This window comes from Olleya sp. ITB9 (assembly GCF_001315805.1).
Classification (GTDB): Bacteria; Bacteroidota; Bacteroidia; order Flavobacteriales; family Flavobacteriaceae; genus Olleya; species Olleya sediminilitoris.
On the sequence record NZ_BCBW01000014.1, the window covers coordinates 41,723 to 60,564 of the forward strand.

At 31.9% G+C, this 18,842-nt stretch carries 11 protein-coding genes; 2 read left to right on the top strand and 9 right to left on the bottom strand.

Annotated elements, in window-relative coordinates:
* Positions 1-5: 5 nt before the first annotated feature.
* Positions 6-557 (bottom strand): tetratricopeptide repeat protein, encoded by a 552-nt coding sequence (locus ITB9_RS02935; protein WP_054851074.1) that lies wholly within the window; start codon positions 555-557, stop codon positions 6-8.
* A gap of 5 nt (positions 558-562) precedes the next feature.
* Positions 563-1,609 (bottom strand): hypothetical protein, encoded by a 1,047-nt coding sequence (locus ITB9_RS02940; protein ID WP_054851075.1) that lies wholly within the window; start codon positions 1,607-1,609, stop codon positions 563-565.
* Positions 1,610-2,133: 524 nt separating this feature from the next.
* Here ITB9_RS02940 and ITB9_RS02945 point away from each other — a divergent pair.
* Positions 2,134-3,399, top strand: coding sequence for a hypothetical protein (locus ITB9_RS02945; RefSeq protein WP_054851076.1), 1,266 nt, complete (start codon positions 2,134-2,136; stop codon positions 3,397-3,399).
* A gap of 123 nt (positions 3,400-3,522) precedes the next feature.
* Here ITB9_RS02945 and ITB9_RS02950 read toward each other — a convergent pair whose 3' ends face one another.
* The 7 genes from ITB9_RS02950 to ITB9_RS02980 form a co-directional block, all read right to left on the bottom strand.
* Entirely contained in the window at positions 3,523-6,762 is a 3,240-nt protein-coding gene (locus tag ITB9_RS02950; protein WP_054851077.1) for an AsmA-like C-terminal region-containing protein, read from the bottom strand.
* A gap of 211 nt (positions 6,763-6,973) precedes the next feature.
* The gene (locus ITB9_RS02955; RefSeq protein ID WP_054851078.1) at positions 6,974-7,438 is read right to left on the bottom strand and encodes a hypothetical protein; all 465 of its coding nucleotides are present in this window, start codon (positions 7,436-7,438) and stop codon (positions 6,974-6,976) included.
* A 24-nt stretch (positions 7,439-7,462) separates the two neighbouring features.
* Positions 7,463-9,076, bottom strand: coding sequence for a hypothetical protein (locus ITB9_RS02960; RefSeq protein ID WP_148638349.1), 1,614 nt, complete (start codon positions 9,074-9,076; stop codon positions 7,463-7,465).
* 110 nt (positions 9,077-9,186) lie between these two features.
* The gene (locus ITB9_RS02965; RefSeq protein ID WP_054851080.1) at positions 9,187-10,875 is read right to left on the bottom strand and encodes a tyrosinase family protein; all 1,689 of its coding nucleotides are present in this window, start codon (positions 10,873-10,875) and stop codon (positions 9,187-9,189) included.
* Positions 10,876-11,250: 375 nt separating this feature from the next.
* The gene (locus ITB9_RS15540; RefSeq protein ID WP_054851081.1) at positions 11,251-13,119 is read right to left on the bottom strand and encodes an ATP-dependent helicase; all 1,869 of its coding nucleotides are present in this window, start codon (positions 13,117-13,119) and stop codon (positions 11,251-11,253) included.
* A 6-nt stretch (positions 13,120-13,125) separates the two neighbouring features.
* Positions 13,126-15,282, bottom strand: a complete 2,157-nt coding sequence (locus ITB9_RS15545; protein WP_054851082.1) for an ATP-dependent endonuclease — start codon at positions 15,280-15,282, stop codon at positions 13,126-13,128.
* A 269-nt stretch (positions 15,283-15,551) separates the two neighbouring features.
* The gene (locus ITB9_RS02980; protein ID WP_054851083.1) at positions 15,552-16,352 is read right to left on the bottom strand and encodes a hypothetical protein; all 801 of its coding nucleotides are present in this window, start codon (positions 16,350-16,352) and stop codon (positions 15,552-15,554) included.
* Positions 16,353-16,944: 592 nt separating this feature from the next.
* Between ITB9_RS02980 and ITB9_RS02985 the strand changes: the two genes are divergently transcribed.
* Positions 16,945-18,813: a carboxypeptidase regulatory-like domain-containing protein gene (locus ITB9_RS02985; protein WP_054851084.1), complete on the top strand. Its 1,869-nt coding sequence runs from the start codon at positions 16,945-16,947 to the stop codon at positions 18,811-18,813.
* Positions 18,814-18,842 lie beyond the last annotated feature (29 nt).

Below are 18,842 nucleotides of genomic sequence, written 5' to 3' on the forward strand. Positions count from 1 at the left end.
TTTAATTATAATGGATTGATCATTTCTGGTAATTCTATTGCTATTTTAGAGTTTATAGTGTCTTTTCTAACAATATAATAGTGATGCTTTTTATTAAGGCCTTCTATTTGTTGATGACTAATAGTATAGCCTCTTTTACACCAATTATGTAGTTCTTGAGCCAAAGGGATTTTACTAGGCTTCTGGATGGCTATTGCTTTTTCAAATGCAGTTATAGCTTCTTCTTTATCGTTGAGGTATAAATACTGTATGCCTTTACGTTCCCATAAGGACGCTAAATACTTCATAAAAACAGGATGCGCTTGTAAGTCCTCTTTGGACTCCATAAAGGCAATGCATTTATCACAAAATGTAATCACCTCTAGGTAGGATTTCATCTGTTCCAAGCTTTCCATTGCACATTGACTGTAATGCTGAAAGAATATATCCGCTTGAGGAATCTGTTGAGACATGCGCAACGCTTCTTTATAATGCCTCAAGGCTTCTTTGTGATTACCTTGTGTGGCAAATACTTTACCTTGTTCTGCAATATTGTAATGTAAATTAGTATTGTCCATAGGGCTTAACTATAAATAGGTTCTACATCACAACCCAAGGCTTCTAATTGTTTAGATAGTAAACGATTAAGCACACTGTCTAGCTTTTCTGGAGTTTGCCATTTGGTATCTTTAATGTCTACAGTCTTAAAAAATAGATCCAATGTTTGTTCTACTTGTTCTTTCTGTGTGATATTTTGAATTTGTAACTGGTATCTATCTACTGAATTTACATGACTCTCACAGTCTAAAGCAGCTGCTGTTGTTAATTCTAAATAGGATTCTACCTTCCATTTAGAAAGGCTTTCAACAATTTCAAGGGGTAAATAATCGTTTAGTCTGCCAATTAACTCTGTAGGCATACCTATCTGTTCTTTTAAGAATTGTACAGAGGCTTCATTGTTGGCATCAAAAGCATTCAGAATGATTCTATAGCGTATAAAATCTTCATTAACTAATTTTATTTTTTGAGGGTCCTGTACTTTAGTCCATAGCTTTTGTGCCTCTTTATGGGTAAGTCCCGTTATTTTATTCTGGTCTAATGTATATCCAGCGTTTTGACATAATAACTTAAACTCATTAATAAAAGTTGGTGTGTAGTCTTTAACTAATATAGTATAAGTAGCCTTTAAAGGGGTACTTACTATAACTTCTGCATCTACTCTATTTTCTAGTGCTATAGCGGTATTTTTACTAACACCTCCAAGTACTACAGAGGGATCCTGAATTAACAATTCAAATGCTTCTTTGTTATTGATGCCCATAAACTCAGACAATTGTTGTGCTATATTCTGAATGTTAAGTGGATCATCTATATAAAGGGCTAAGTCAAGTTTTTCAGCAGGACCAGGAATAGCAACATCAGCGTTCTGAACCAATACTTCTAAGCCTAACTCAGTAAGCATACCGTTTACTTTATCAGCAGTGGCTTCATCTACTTTATGTAAAAACACACTAGGTGCGTTATAAATCATTTGTGTTAATAATTGATGATTGACTTCAAATGCATCTGCTAAGATTTTAGTAATTCCGGGTTTAGCTGTTCCAATAGATTGAATAAGGATTGTTTTCATAGAATAGAGTTATATTTTAATCATTTGTTTTATAAGTTTTAGTATGTCAAAAAGGGATACTTATCTTCATCTAAAACCATCTTGATTTACAGATTATAAAGTTCATTTTTAATTAGTTAAAAACCATTAGGTGTCTAACCTTTTCTAATTAGGTTAATTAACCCTTTTTATTTTCTAGCGGTTTATGTGTGATTTTATAATAGGTAGTGACACACCCTATATCTGTGCCTATTACTATCATTCAGGTGTAATAAAAGAGGACCAAATTACTGGCTATGTAATAGGGTGTATATAATAATTCAGTCGTAATAAATGGATAACAGTAAGATGTTAAACAGATAATTAAATAGATAAAAAACTGGAAAGTATATTTATAATTATACTTGACTTTTAACTAGTTAACGGAATAACAATAAATAAAACAGTTCTAAATCACACGGTTTTCAGGGATAAAATGGATGTGCATTTTAAATTATATTTACACTCTAAATAAAGATTAACCAAAACATTAATAAATTCCTAAGATGAAAGAAGACATGAAATGGTTTGAAGAAATGACCCAAATACTTTTTAAGGAATATAAAACGTTGTTTGTAAGTAAAATAGTAGATTATGAAAAAGAGTCTATAAAAAAAATAGCACTTTTAAGAAACCAATACTTAGATTATGATGATGATGGTGATGATTTTGTAGTTGTTGATTACACACTAGGTATCTATTCTAAAGCACAGTTAAAAGTGCTAAAAAATAAAATAGACGAATCCGCTCCTAGTGACGTTTTAGAAAATGCTAAAGACCTTTGGGGACCTCCACTTATCAATAAAGCATGGGAAAATAACTACCAATATAGTACGGACTTCGAGCTGTTTCAACATTGTACTGTTCTAGCAACTGTAGGTCAAAAACTGTTAACAGACGCAGACCTTAAACCCTATTTTATGAAAGGCGCTTCTGTTTATCTAAAATGTTTTGGTGATTTTAATGAGGAAAGCACAATACCAATGTATAAAGGAGTTATACCAGAGACTTCAATTCGTGAAAAAGTCATTGCAGATTTTGTAACGACAGACGAAAATAAAAAATTGTTACTATCCCTTTGGAATAAAGCAATTACAGAACCAGGTATAAGCTTTTTTAAGGCAATTGGTTTGACGCCTTTAGTCAATTACCCAAGCCAAAGTGATATTAGTAAAGAACTGTTTAAAGCACGAAAAATACTATTTAGAGTGGAAGATGAAGGCGGAAGTAAAGAAGCAAGCAGTAAAGCTGCTATAGCTAGTTTAGAGCCCTATTTAGAAGATATTATACCCTTTAAAGGAAGAAAAACTAAAAAAATAAAAGAGGCAATTCAAGAACATGAAAGTGCTTGCAATCATTTAGGCTCATGGTATGGCAGATTAAAGGACTATGACAATGCAGAGAAATGGTGGAGACGTTGTTACCAAATCTTGCCTACACAGGCGGGAACTCTAAATCTATGTTTAGTCTATAAAAATGATAAACCAAATTATCCAGAGTTTTTAAAAATCACTGAGCATTTAACGTCTATCTACAACAAATTATCTTCATATAGTCAACTGTATGCTTGGGAATACTTAGCAACCGCTTACGTAGTAAATGGAGAGATAAACAAAGCATGTAATACCTTTACAACACTAATTAAAGAGAATCCCGAAGAAGATATAGCGTATTACAAAACACAAGCAAATAAAGCATTAGATATATTGTTTGAACAAAATGGAACAGATGAAAAGCTTAAAAACAAATTACTAAGTGTATTTGAGGCATAACATATATTAATAAGCTTAAACCTTCTCAGTATAATTATTATACTGAGAAGGTATTAATAACTTGTATCTCAATTAAGATTTCAAATATAGTTTGTCATTCTATCGACATTTAATTACTTAAAGTCATTCCGTTTCAGTTTTTTTCGCCTTCTTCATGGATACTTTAAAATCATCCATGCTGCCATGTAATTTAATATTAAGGTAGCGTACTTTTTTGTTAGGATCAAGTTCTATAATATCTTCCTCCTCCATGTCTTCTGTATTACCGTTATCATTTTTTCTAGCAAATAATTTATAACGTGCGGCTTGTTTTACTGTTTTCCATGGGATTCTTACATAATATTCAATATTATGATCACTATCTTGTGTACCGGAAAACTCAAAATGTCCAAGTGTAGATTCAATAGTCATGTTAGGTATGGTTATACGTCCATTAGTAATATCTAGATGATTCCTAAGGGTATCAAATTTTATGTTTCTAAGGTTTTTATCACCCATATAATCCGATAACATAGATATAGGGTCATAATTTTGTAATTTACCATTAAAGACCTCGACATCCATATGAATTTCTGATTGATCCAAATCTGGTACTAAATCAGGATACACCCTAATGTTTCCTGTAATATGTGAAGACACCGTACCTTTTAAATTTTCAGACACTAAATGATCTTGCCCAAAGTTTTCAAACTTAAACAGTAGTTTATCTATATCAACATGCTCTGTTACTAAATCTGGTTTCATGTAAATATGTTTTGGATCACTTCCATTAAAATAGCCTGACATTTTAAAGTTACCTCCAGCTGCATTCATAGAAAAAGTATCCACATGGATATAATGGTTTTGTGTCGTTCTAAATTGTGCATCAATATGTTGTAAATCAATACGATGATATATAAAATGACCAACATTAACATCAAAGGTCATATCTGTAAAGGGTAATTCATACAAATTAAAAGCGTCTGCGTGCACTTTAACATCTGCAGTTTCAGTATCTGTTTTAGTAGTTGTTATTGTAGTGTCTGTTGGAGCTGAAGTATTAAAATTGAAAAGCTGATCAAAATCTATATAATTTGCTTGCAAAGCAAGATAGTTGTCACGTTTCTTGATAGCTTCATCATCTCCTAAATAATAATTAAGGTCTATTCCAAAAACTGTACGTCCTATTTTACCATTAAATTTTTCAATCACAAGATGTTCATCTTCATAATGAAAACGACCATTAAAATTTTGGAATCGTAAAGGATGCAAATGCATTTTAGTATCTAGTTTATCAAGATCTAAATCTATAGAATGTAATGCAGAATCCTTGTAATGCATACTAGAATTAAGATGTAAGACTAGTTTTTCAAACTCTTCATGACGATACTCTTTTGGGACATAATTCTCGCCTTGATAAGTAAAAACATCTTCTAATCGTAATAAATCTGAGGTTAACGTTATATCTAAATCTACATCTCCATTAAGTTGGTCTTGCATCCAAAAACCATAATTATAAACTTGTCCATTAAAATGAAAGTCTGAATCATCAATATAACCTGTAAAATCTACAATGTTCAGGTCTTTTTCACCAATAAGAAAATCTACATGAAAATCATGCAATTCATGCGGATAGTGTTTAAGTTGGGCATGAAGACTATCTATAAAAAATTCGCCTTTTGGCAAGTATTTAGACTCTGTAAAGGCTTTAGCCGAAGATTTAAAAGAAAAACCAGTACTTAAATTTTTAATCTGTTCATCTACACCTGTACTGTCTATTACAGAATATCGTGTAAGCTCTGCAATATCAAGGAGGTTTGAGGTAATGTCTAAATGTGCATCCACAGGAGTATCTGTATGATGTACAACAGCAGGAAAATCAGATAAATATCCTGTGATGGATACATCAGAGTTACCTAATACCATATCAAATTGATCAAGCGTGGCTTGTTTACCTTTCATGATAAGGTGCGCATTAAGTTGTTGTAATGGTGCAGGAAGATCTGCAGAGGAGATACTTAGATTGCTCACTTTTAGCTCTGTAAAATAAGCTTGATTAAGGGTGTTAAGCGCAAGTTCTGGATGGTCTATATCAATAATATCATGAAAATTCATTTCTAACGACACATTACCAGACGTGTTGTCTATGTCTGTAAGATTAAGAAAACTAGCCATAAACTCTAGATTAAAATCTACATTTAATTGCATGTTAATTTCTGGCGCTTCAAAATTTTCAACAACAAGATTACCTAAAAACGTCCCTTTATCTAGTTTGGCAGTCATATCTGTTAAAGAGAATTTCATGGTACGTAAATGTCGGTCTTTTCCATTAGTAAAATGACCACTAAACCCCATATCATCAACACGTTTACCCTTATCTGTATTTTCAAGAAAAGCCTCACTAGCTCCAAAACGCACATCAAAAAAGGGCATTTGTTGGTTTAGTGTAGGACCTTTAACCATAGCATTAAAATAGATGTTTCCGGCATTACGGTAGCGTTCTAAAACAGGAATAACATCCTCTGGTGCAAAAGCAATTAGCATATCAAAATTGGGCTTGGTTCCTTTTATAGAAAGGTCAAGATCTACATCATTTTTAGTATCTATAGTGCCTTCAATATTAAAATCACCGTGTTCCATTTTTAAACCTGAAGGTTTAACGGTTAGCAATCCTGTATTTTGGTTAAGTGTCAGATCGGTATGAAGCTCAAAATGCTTATGACGCACATAAGTGGTATCACCATTATCTATCAAATTCATTTCAAACTCGGTATCTATATGTCCAGATATAAAGTCCTTATTTATTTCAAACCCTCCTTTTCCTTGAGATATAAAGGTTTCTAAATCTGTATTTTCAGTTTCATCTTTTTTATGAATGTCAAGATTTTGTAATTTAATACGTTCTAGTTGGATATTGGCAAAGTCATCATTGGTTGATGTTTCTGTGTCTTCTAATGAGTCTAAAGCATTTTGAAGATTAATAGTACCATCCTTATGTACCACAATATCAAAAAAACCGTCTTCTATAATTAGCGACCTAATGGTATAGTTTCCGTTTATAATATCCCATATATTAAAACCTGTATAGATGTCTGCAACCTCAAGAATTGGAGTTACTTTAGTGTCTTTAGTTTCATAAATCTTTACATCATCGACCTTAAAAGAAATATCCGGAAAGTTGTTAAAAAGCGATAAGTGGGTGTCACCAATAGTAATCAAACCTTGGTGCTGAGTATTCAAAACAGCTATTTCATTTTGAATAATTTCATCTTGTTCTGAATAAATATATAATACAACTGCACTAAAAAATAGTAACGGTACTAAGATTATTAAAGCAATAAACCGCAACCAGAACTTTCGTTTGTTTAAAAATTTTAACCTCATACTATTATATTGGGACTATTTAGTACTAATGTATATACAAAAAGTCAGTAATATAATAAATATACGCACTAAATAACGACTTATATTTTAAATATTCTAGTAGTGATTCATCTTCACAACCAAAGCTTGTATATATAAGACGCCTAATCATAATAGTTTGTCAATCATTTATTTAAAAACAAATAGAAGCTATAAACCACCTCCTCCTCCTCTAGCCCCAAAAAAAAGAAGGAAGTCTAAAAAACTTAATTAGCTTATGGTTAGTCTGCTTAGAAAAATTACTTAACAGTATTAAAAAAAGAATAATATAAAGCCAAAAGGACGCACTTAAATTAGCTATAGATGTAAGAAGTAAAATAAAAAGCCCTAAACCGTAAAACATAAGGTTTAACCATGATTTATTCAAATAATGCTTCCGCAATATTAAAAAACTACCAATCAATAACAATCCAATAATAACAAATCGCCAATTAGCATTATAATCAATACGCTCTAAGCCTATAAAGCTAAAAAGTGACGCATAGCCTGCCCAACACAGTGGACATTTAGGAAAAAAGAATAAAAACACAACGGATATACCATTTAAAACACTAATCTTTTTACTGCCTTGACCAGGTGTTTCTTTTAAATCAGTTGCAGAGCCACAAGCGCAGGTTGTTGTTTTTAAAGGTGCCATATAAAGTACGGTTTTAAGGTGATACTATTCTTCTGCTTTAACAGTTGGTTTTGGTAACGAGATATCCCAGTTGGCTCTTTTAAGTAACCAACTAAAGTCACCAGACAATTGCCCTCCAAATTTAGGTGCTGAGGTTGTGCTGTCATAGGACACAGCAATACCAGCACTAGAGTGACAACCTATACAACTTTCGGTTCCAAAGATGCTTAATGGTAAAACAGTCCCTTCAGACGTCGAGTTTTCCATAAGTCCCGCAATTTGATTACCATCCTGAAAAAAAGTTTCCATAGTAATATTAGTCAGGTAAGCTATATTTGGCACTCCTCCCGACTTATTAATCACACTTTCTGGTAAATGGTATGCTGTTGCAGTACTTGTAGCAGGTTTTGCATTTTGGTCCAAAGGATATTGTGTATCAATCAATTGGTAATATTGCCAAACACTACCTTGTGCCTTAAAATAATCTTGCATCTTTCTATTAATTTCTCTAACCCTAACAGGAATATCCACCATGCGCTTAGATTGCGTTTTCATGGTATCTGATGCAGCATAATAGTTATTTGTATCACCTGTTATTGTCCAATAGTCACTATGCTCAGAACTTTGGTGCTTATAGGTACTGTTGCCATTAGTAGCATCAACATTAACAGGACAAATTTCGCAATCAGGATCTGTCAGTGTAGGATGTATAACGGTAGTCTTACCATCGGCACCTATAATAACATTTTCATCCAAGTTGTCTATATGCTCAAAAGTAGACCATACCCATTGCTTACCGGTTGGTGTTTTCTGACTAATATGAAAACCAATCAAACCAAGACGCACTTGCTTAGGTTGCCCTGTAACTTCATCAATAATATAACCCTCATCTGTTAAATAACGGTCTTGATGCAAATCAGTAGACTTAAAAACGCGCCATGCTAGTTTTATCTCTGTAGCGCCAAGTGTGCCATTATCATAGTTTCCCTTTGGGAAATTAGCTTCAGTTTGGGTCTTAGTAAATTCTAATTGACCGTTTAAATTATACAGTTTGTTTGCTACAATGTAATCAAACTCCACTTCATTCATTAATACTTCATAAACAACAACTTCTCCATTCTGATCAAATAATTTACCTGCAAATGCCTGATCCGTTTCATCTGCTAGATTATGATGTGCTGGTTGTGTCGGAGTTCTAGTACTTAATATCACTCTAGAATCGCTGTCTTTAAGCAAACTAGAAGTTAATCCTAAACCAGTTTGTATTCTTGGACTACCCCAAGCTGCCGGTTGTTGTCCATCTTCCCTATATACTTGAAAAGCTTCTTTCCATCCTAACCAAGCAGGTGATCCTGCGTCTGTAAACTTAGGTTTTGGGATGCCATCATCGGTCATTGGCCAATTAATAGCAATTAAAGCCTGCCAACTATAAAGGTTATAAGCTTGATTTAACTGGTAAATATCACCTGCTGCTTTTAACTCGTTTTGTAATACAGGATCAACATCTACAGGTAAATTAGGTGTAAAAATAACTGGTGAAGGGATGCCTTCATAATGTACCTCATTACAAGAGGACACAATCAATCCAATAAGCAATAGACAAAATAAGCGAAGGGTCGTAATCGTAAAAAGCGATTTTAAGTAAATGGTTGATTTCATAGGTAATAATATTATAAGGTTGGATTTAGGTTTCAGTTTAAAAAGGATGTAATCATGTCATGTGTATAGCTAATCCTTTGGCATATAATTAAGCTCTAAATAACAGGTGATTAATGTACCAGACGTATATTAATAGTAGGCTGCCCTATAGTACGAAACGGGATAACAGGTCGTTGCCCATCCGTTTGACCATTAGAGAGTTGTATTTCAACTTTTACTTTACCTTTTGCTTGTAATAGTTGTTCATGTTTAAATACAAAATCAAAACTCACTAAGGCTTGTTTCACACAGTTTTCACAATTACCAGGATTAGTAGCTTGTAAAAAGAAACGGGTTTGCTGCAAAGCGCCATCCAAATACAAAGACACTGTAAAAGAACCAGGTATTTTTAAACGATTCACATCCTTAACCCTAAGCGATACATAGGACAATTCACTTAACGTAAAAGCATTGGATTTAGATTGTCCTTTATTAGAGACACGTTGTAAAGACAACTCCTCTGCAATATAGTCTTCAGGTTCGGTCAATGGTAAAGCTGGCTCAACATAATTAATACCCATAGCATTTAAATCAATGGTTTGGTCTACAGTAAGCCCTAAAGACGTTGTAAACGGATCCATATTATTTAATCCAATACCATCAATCCAATCGGTACTATCACCACAAGCTTGCACATTCTTTTTAAAATCAGCAACATTGGTTGTATGGTGTAGTTTTTGCCAACGCCACATTAAGCGATCCCAATTGGCATGAAATAACCAAAACACAGGTTCAAAACCAGTTACATCTTGGTTAGCAGTAGTCGCTCCGTTAATATCATGCACCATATCATGTGCATGCATTAAGGTCTCAGATCCAGACACAAATTGTCCTGTTTTATCTAATCCATTAAAAGCATTCCATGTGGGTAATTGTATGATTTTATCCAAAAACATCTTGTTAGTATTAGTCGGATCATGTGTAGCATCTCTAAAATACTTCCATTTTTGGGTATTGTAAATGGCAGCAGAATTACGGATAATACTACCATCGGTTTTTAAAGACCCATTAGTAACTTCAAATGGGTAAGCCTCTAAAAAGTCTTGCGGAAGTTGGTAAGAAGAGGTCGACCCCGAAACTTTAGGATCTGAAGCAATAAACGGAGCTTTAGAAAATAACTCTGGATAAGTATCGTCAGAAATATCCCAATAAGGAAGCGTCACAGCCTCACAACCTGGTATAGTACGTAAAGCGTTTTCAAACTGAAGGATATAAGCTCTATGCCAAGCTAAAAACGGATGGATATGATGCTCGCAATAAGTCACACCAGGATACCAATGCAGACCTCCCAAAGTATAAAAACTATTAGGATCATCCTTAGGCAAATCCATAATGCCTTGAAAGGCTTTAATAAGTGTGTTTTGTTCTTGCGCTGTTAAAGTATTAACGTTTTTTCTTTGGCGTAAACTAGTATCCTCTAAAATAGCAGCTTGCTTTGTTTTAAAAGTCTCTAAATCTTCTGTATTCTTAGGACAACCATGAGTAAGCCAATTCCTAAAAGAAAATAATTTATCGTTATTCCATTTGGTTTTACCCATCGGCATAAATTTATAATACACATAATAATATATTTTAGCACTCAAGGCACTAACCTCAGTATAGCTTTTAAGGTCTATGGTTCTGGATTGTTGCTTATCTCCATCGGCATGCATCATGCAATTATAATCCTGTTCATCAAAAAAGTATTCAATCTCTTGGTCCCAAACGGGTTCAGCTATAATAGAAGTAAAATTAGGGCTGTTCAATTCTGCTTTGGTCATAATAGTGTTAGTTTAGTACAAATAAGGGGTTAACGGTCTTTAATAGATTGTTTTTAACAAGTAAAAACAATCCAAGTAAACAACAATAAATCAGTATTTTATTACTTGATTTATAGTTGGTTAAGTCAAATGTAGAGTATAAGTAAAATATAAAACAGCGTATAAATACCCTATTTTTAGTTTAGGTAGAAATAAGTGTTTTTAATACATTGGATAGAATCGATTAACGGAAACTTACGGGCGTAGCAATTATAATAGCTTTATAAAGTGAGATTGAAAATGATAACAAAGAAAGCTTAAAATTGAGTTTAGGAAAGATTGCATCAAGATAAAATGATAGTATATGCAATTAGAAAAGGATGCAATAAATTTTTATTAAATAGGAATTACATTTTCTTCTCCAAACCATTCTTTGGCTTTGGTAATTACAGCTTCGCTAGGAGAATTAAAATAGATAGCTAATTTTTCTTTAGATCTAGTACAACAAACGTAAAATAGTTTTTGAGTTCTTTCTAGTACAGATTCTGAACCTGCAACTAAAAAGAGGTTCTTAAAATTATAATTATTCCATCCTCCATTATCTAAAATCACTAATACATTATCAAACTCCGCTCCTTTAGTTTTATGTTGAGTTGAAAAAGGAGTAAAACCTTCTAAGTAAATAAATAATTTTTGGAACTCCTTATATTTTACATTTTTAACTCTGTTAAACAAATACTCCTTATCAATTTTAAACCTTTCTAATTTATCATCAATTAAACAAACACCATTTTCATTAGCTTCATTTATTACTTCTTCAATAGTTTTTTGTCCAACATTAATTAATGATTCGATACTTGCTTTTAAAACTCTTTTGTCCTCTATTCTTCGAATGCTAAATCTATAATCTGTAGCTCTTAAAAATTCATTATAACGTTTGTTAGAATAGAGAAAAATATTAGTTTCTATTTTAAACAAATGTCTAATTAAAGCATCTCTTTTTGAACCTTTTTTGTTTTCATCATCTTCACTTTGTTTCTTATCATCAAGTAATTGGTCTTTATCTACATATATCTTTGAGAAAACATCCCAATTTTGATTCCTAGCGACATTATATAATTCTGGATTATCATCAATAAACCGTTGCATACTATTTGTAGGGTTTACATCTACTAAAAAATCTGAAACTTCTCCAAAAGTCATAGCAGAGAAATCTTCATCAATTCCATTATCTTTAATGTATTTGCGAACTCGATTTTTGTATTTTAATAAACCATCACTATTATAGATATTCATTAAGTTTCTAATTCCAGCTTTATCTGCAATGAGGTTATGAGTTAAATTAAGTTCTTTTGTATTTTTTGAATCACTAAAATCCCAATCTAGATATTCTTTTACCGCTTGAATATTATTATTGTCAGAGTATAAAAATTGAATACTTCCATCTTTTAAAGCTCCTTCTTCATTCATATTTGGGGCTTTTACATCATCCGATTCAGTTTGCACTAAGCCATCTGTTCTTAGTCTATTAGCCAAATCAATAACTAGTTTTGGGTTTCTTCTATTTTGTTGTTTTTGAACTTCTCGAACTTTATTATCATTTTCTCCTTTATATTCATCTAAATTTCCAACCGTGTTATCATAAATACATTGCATTGCATCTCCAAAAAAGCCAACGATATTTTTCTTATCACTTAATTCAAAATGCTCTAAAAAAATCTCTATTACCAATTTGCTAGTATCTTGATATTCATCTACAAAAATGAACTTAAATCTATCTTTAAGTATGTCATTTAGTTTTGGGTATGTTTTAAATAAGTGATTAGCCAATATCAATAATTCATCGTGAGATATTATACCTTCTTGCAAACGTAAATACTCTTTATATTGAATTCCTTTTTCTAAATCATCAAAAAAATCATTAGGAACTGGGTTAACACTTGAAATATTAATTCTGGTAATTAAATCATCATTAGCCAAAACAATAAGACTTTGTTTTAGTTCTTTCTGAAAATGCTTTATATTATCCCATAAGAAGTCGTGTATTGTAGTAACATTTAAGTTTTTATGATTTACTCTTTCTTCAATTTCTTTCACAGCTGCATTGGTATATGTCATACAAGCAACTTTTGAAGTAGGAAAGTCTTCAATACATTTTTTAATAACTTGAACTAAAGTATATGTCTTTCCACTACCAGCTCCACCACTTAATAAGAAATTATTACCATTTCCAATATGGTTCATTATCTGTTGAAATTCATCCATAGATTTTTAATTTTTTTGTAGCCACAATAAACCTTCTGAAATATATAGTGGAGTATTCCAATTAATAAACTGATTACCTTCAGGTGACATTTTACTATTTAATAAAACTTCTATTGCAAATGGAGGTTTCTTTTCAATAGCTTTTTCGGCTAGAACAAATTCATCAATTTCGTTATTTCGATATTTTTCAACCCATTTAGAAGTTAAAGAAGGAAAAGTATTGTCAAGGATAAAATCTCTGTTGATTTTAAAAAAGGCATCCTCAAAACTTCTTGCGTGGTAACCATCTTCTTCAATTTGGTACGCTAATAACAGCTTGCCTTTTCGATTTGAAACCCATTCTTTTTTTCTGTTTTTTCTCAATATTTTCCAATCAAACGAGAGGTTTTTAAAATAGTTTAGATTCTTTGTTTTTTTATGAAAGAAAATCAATGAGTTATTAGAAGTATAATTTGCATTTGGATTACTGGGAGTACATTTTATGGTTTTCATTTTATCGTTACCATTAGCGTGCTTCTTAGCCGTAACTCCATCATCTTCAAGTTTTACTTCATCGTAGTTACTATCGATATCGGTTATAATAAGGCATTTTTTTAAATCAATAAAATCAATAAATTTTTCAAATATTTGAGAATGTGCACCAACTTCTATAATTGAAATATTTTGAGATAATAATTGATTGGTGGTGCAATCTTGATCAATTTTCTTCATCATCGCAGGTAAAAGCAATCTTTCAGTATCACCTTCTATTAATATTGCTTTATCTGCAAAAAATAGTTCTGACCTATTTAAAGTTAAATACTGTTTTAAAAATCTATAGTTTTCTTCTTCCCCATTATCAGTATACTCTTTCTCTAGACTTTTTAGATTTTTAGAGATAACACTGTTCTTTCCATCTTTTTTTAAATACTTAATATCATCAAAAACACTTTCGGCAACTATATGTGAAGAATGTGTTGTTATCGCTGCTTGTAACTCTCTATTATCTCCATCTTCACGAACAATTCCCCTTTTAAGCAAAGATTTAATATTTTTAATAAAAACATACTGCATTTGAGGATGTGTATGTGCTTCAGGCTCTTCAATAAATAATAAGTTTATATCAGCAGGCTTTTCATCTTTACTCTTTTTAAATTCTTGTATTAATATTTCAATTTGAAATATCATACTAATCAAATTCATATACCCCAAACCGTTATTATATTCAGGTAAAGTTGTATCATTATGTTTGTACATAACTGTTGTATTTCCTGATAATAATTCCCTGTGCTGTAACGAAGATTCTATTTTAATGGTGGAATCATCACTTTTTATACCTCCAAATAATCGAACTTGTTCAATAACATCTTCAAATAGAGTTTCATAAATTTCTGATAGAGTATAATCTGTTGATATTAGTTCTTCTTTAAATTGCTCTATTTTCTCATTTTGCTCATCAGTTTTCTCTGTTTCATTATAAATTTCTGACGTTTGACCTGACAATGCTTTATCATTCTCCTTATTGGTAACACTTCTTTTAGCACTAATAAATTTAAAGCTTATAATATCTTTAGTAGATATTTTCTCTGGAGAATCTAAATCAATGAAATTATCATCATTTTCAATTTCATCAATTCTATTGTACTCTATAGATTTTCGACTAGATTTAAAAAAATCTCCTTGATATACCTTTAAAAAATAAAATATATCTCTTTGTCTATAGTCTTCGTTTTCACCAAGTTTCACAACTTCTTTAGCTTGAAATTCAGCATACTTTTGCTTAATTCTCTCTAATGAATCATATGTTAAATGATATTCAAAACCTAAAACAACAAACTTATTTTCAGGATCTAAGTCCATCATAACTCTACTAAGGTTAGCTAAATTATCATCTTCATTATATTCGATAAAAAGCTTAAGCTTTATACCGACTGATTTATAATTCTCTTGTTGTGGTATATCTTCTTCAATTAAAGTTCTTAATTCATTTTTGAAATCGATATTGAAATCATCAAATGAAAACCTGCTTTTATCGGAACCATTTAAAAAACTATTTATAACTGTTAGTAGTGAAGTCTTTCCTGTATTGTTTTTTCCAATCACTAAAGACATTATTTCTTCCAAATCAATTGAAAATTGTTTTAAAAGTCGATAATTTTCAATTTTGATTTTTTTAATTTTCATATATAAATAGTTGTGTCTTATAGTACAAGAACTATAAAACAGTATTAGTTTGAGATAGTGTTTAGGGAGAATTTATAACTCAAAAAGCTGTCTCTCAAATATATAAAAAATTAACAAGAAGTTAATTACTGTATTCCGTAATTAATTTAAAACAAAAGTAATTGTTGTTTAAGTATCATACAAAAAAAGCAACCTTAATACATTAAGATTGCTTTTCTCACACATAGGTTTCCACAAACCTTATGTTGTTAAATCTGTTGTTACAGACGCTAACCAATACTAGCTATTTTCATAGCATTATAACTGGCAAGTTCATATAACAAACTGTTGATTTGTTGGTAAAATATAACACCAACAGCATTAATAACTGCTACCGTTGCTGGTAAGGCTGCTGCAAAGCCTAAATCTACACTTAGACTTGTATCTGCGCCTACCATGCCTGATATAGGTATTTCGTTACTATAGGCAATGCCATTAGTTTCATTTTCTAATTCATCTGTGGCCTCATACTTCCCTAAAGGGGTGTTAAAGCTATAATCGCTTAAAACAGTACTAACCATTACAAATTTAAAATGGGTCGCACCTTCGGGTGCATTCATATAATTAGAGACATTAAAATCAGGAACCACCCAACTGGCAACACTTCTATTAGCATCCAATGTAGGGGCTGTATTTGGTGCATAAAATATAGCATCTAAAGGCGACGTTTTGTTAAACTCAAAACCCTCTAATAACGCTTTATTGGGTAACATTTCAAAAGCACGCTGACCTCTTAATCCAGAGCCAACAGAATTTATCTTTTTCATAAGTCCTGTTATGCGACCAACAATACTGGTGTCACTCATGCTTTTTATAATGTTAGAAAATCCCATTCTTAAAGATTTACCAATTCGTGCAGAGGCACCAAACTCACTCATGTTTTCACGTGTGCGTTTAAAGGCAGGATCATTTTTTATCCTGTTTTTATCCACGCCTCCTGTTGTTCTAATTAAATCCTTTCCGTTGTTGTTGTAAAATGTAAGTCCTCCTAGACTTCCTTTTAACTTAATAAAACCTTTCTGTTTTGCCATAATTTCTAAAATATTATGAGCCAACGCTATAACTTGTTTTTAAGCTTTTTTATAGCGTATTAACTCTAGTTAAACAATGTCAATTCTTTTACTCTAAAAGAATCGATAATCATCAATAGGCCTATTGATATGCGTCTGGTTTATTGTGGAAATGTTGTGTGGAAAGTGGTAATAATCTAATAACGAAATAATTAAAGTAATTAGTACACACCCAAATGCTAAAGTATGTTAAAATGTATATTTCAGCCTAAAGGAAGTCTAACCCCTACTCCATAGATACTTCATGGATACTTCATAGATACTCCATAGTAAAGCCATAGATAGTTCATGGTAATGCACCAGAGTTAACCAAAAAGTGTAAAATGCTTGTTTTGTCTTACATATAATACCTAACGCCTTAGCTTATGTACAACAGGTCAATATAAAAATAGATTAACATAAAGACGCTTTAAGTACAAGCGCATACTCCGTCGTTAATCTAGTGTTGTAAAACTAACACAGGTCTTAATCTATTAACAAACCCACTTAAAAATGTTAACCATTTTAAAAACAAACCATTAATAAGTGTTAAACCAAAATAAAACAACACATCATGAAACATCTTATTAAAGGAACATTGTACGGTATGCTATGCCAAGAGAGTAGCGAAAATCTAGCTAACGTAGAGGTTAGATTGTATCTACCATTGCACAAATCACAATTGGAAGCTTTAAACAATACAAATGCAAAGGACACATTTCATATTGTAACAGAGCAGGAAGCCCAACAAAGAGAAAAACTACTAATTGCAAAAACTACTACAGATCAAAATGGAGCGTATCAATTTGAAATAAATGAAAAATACGTAGAGACTGCGTTTGACCTAGATTTTATATGCCACACCTTACCTAACCTACCAGATTTAAAACCTAAAGACAAACCGGTTCATTGCCATATCACCACAATCCAACCAGAATGGACTTATGATACTAACCAAAATAGTAGTTTTAGCTATAATTATGGTATCTCTCAAAAACTATGGTGCTATATTAGAGGCTTTTATTTTGATGCTTGGGTTATTTGTGGCTATTTACGTAATTGTACCTCTGGCAACCCAATCGCCAATGCAACAGTACAGGCTTTAGATGCCGATTTGTTAAACGATGACCTGTTGGGTACGACAACAACTAATACAGATGGTTATTTTAGAATAGATTATACATCAAACGATTTCAAAAAGACCTTTTTATCCCCTTGGATTAATGTCGAAACTGAAGTTGGTCTGCCTATTACTCTTAAAAGTGGACCCGATGTGTATTTTAAAGCCTTTTTAGGAGACATAAAGTACATTGATGAAACTTCAGAAAACAGACGTAATAACGTCTCATATTGTCTTTGTGTGTCACTGTGTACTAAAGTAATTGTGACAACGCCTGACCAAACGGAAGTATTTCCTAGTGCTTGGACTGGTATTGGTACGGCGTTTAATGCGGTATTTGGTTCTGGATCAAAAGATTTTGATGTTAATGGTTATGCTGGAACCAATAAATATGGTTTAACTAAAAGTATTGAACTTACTGGACAGGCAGCTCCAACAATCAATAACAATCCAATTGAATACAGATTTAAATTGAGTTCGGTGACAACACCTAATAATGAAGCTGCACCTGACGATGACCTGTTTGATATAATTGTTGGAGTTACAGAGGGATTATTTGTCAAGTCTAAAGTAGCAGTACTACAACAAAAAATAGCACCTTTTTATACCTATGATGTAGAAAGTAATCTTGATGATTTTGATGAAAAGGGTTGGTTTGATATAAACTCGGCTATTGCAAGAACAGTATCCGATAATGCTTTAGGTGATATAAACGATTACTTTTTTATTGATTCAGATACCTTAATAAAAGTAAATACAGCCAAATTAACCAATCAAGATAATGTACCAATAGATAGTGTTGATGTAGGTAATGCGTTTCCTGAAACTAGTAAATTAGAGATTAAAAAGTTCGCTATAAAATTCGAAATTAGAGAAGTTATTAATAAAGAAGCTGAGCAATTTAATAGACTACCTGGTTCTGGTAAAACATTAAACAGTGTGGTCATAAATAACAATAGTACTTTCATTAAAATGAATATAGATAAACTAATGGATCTTGGGGATTGTGCACCTATTAGCGGAATAATTAATGCTTTATATACCGTATACCATCCTTTGCTTCTAAATGTAAAAATGAAATTAATCAACAACGGAAGGACTTTTACAAAAACACTAACCGATCATTTTCTTCCGCTTGAAGGTAATACAGACGATGATGTCAATACAATTCATAACGAAGCACTACAAATTAATAACACACCTAATGACCTTGGAAGGTGTACTTATAAGTTAACTTTAAGTGTTAATAGACGACTACATACAGGTAATGATGTAGCAGCTCATGAAGAGAAAGAAATCTATTTCTTTTACGATGTATTATAATGTAAAGCAGATATAAAAAGAGCTAAAAA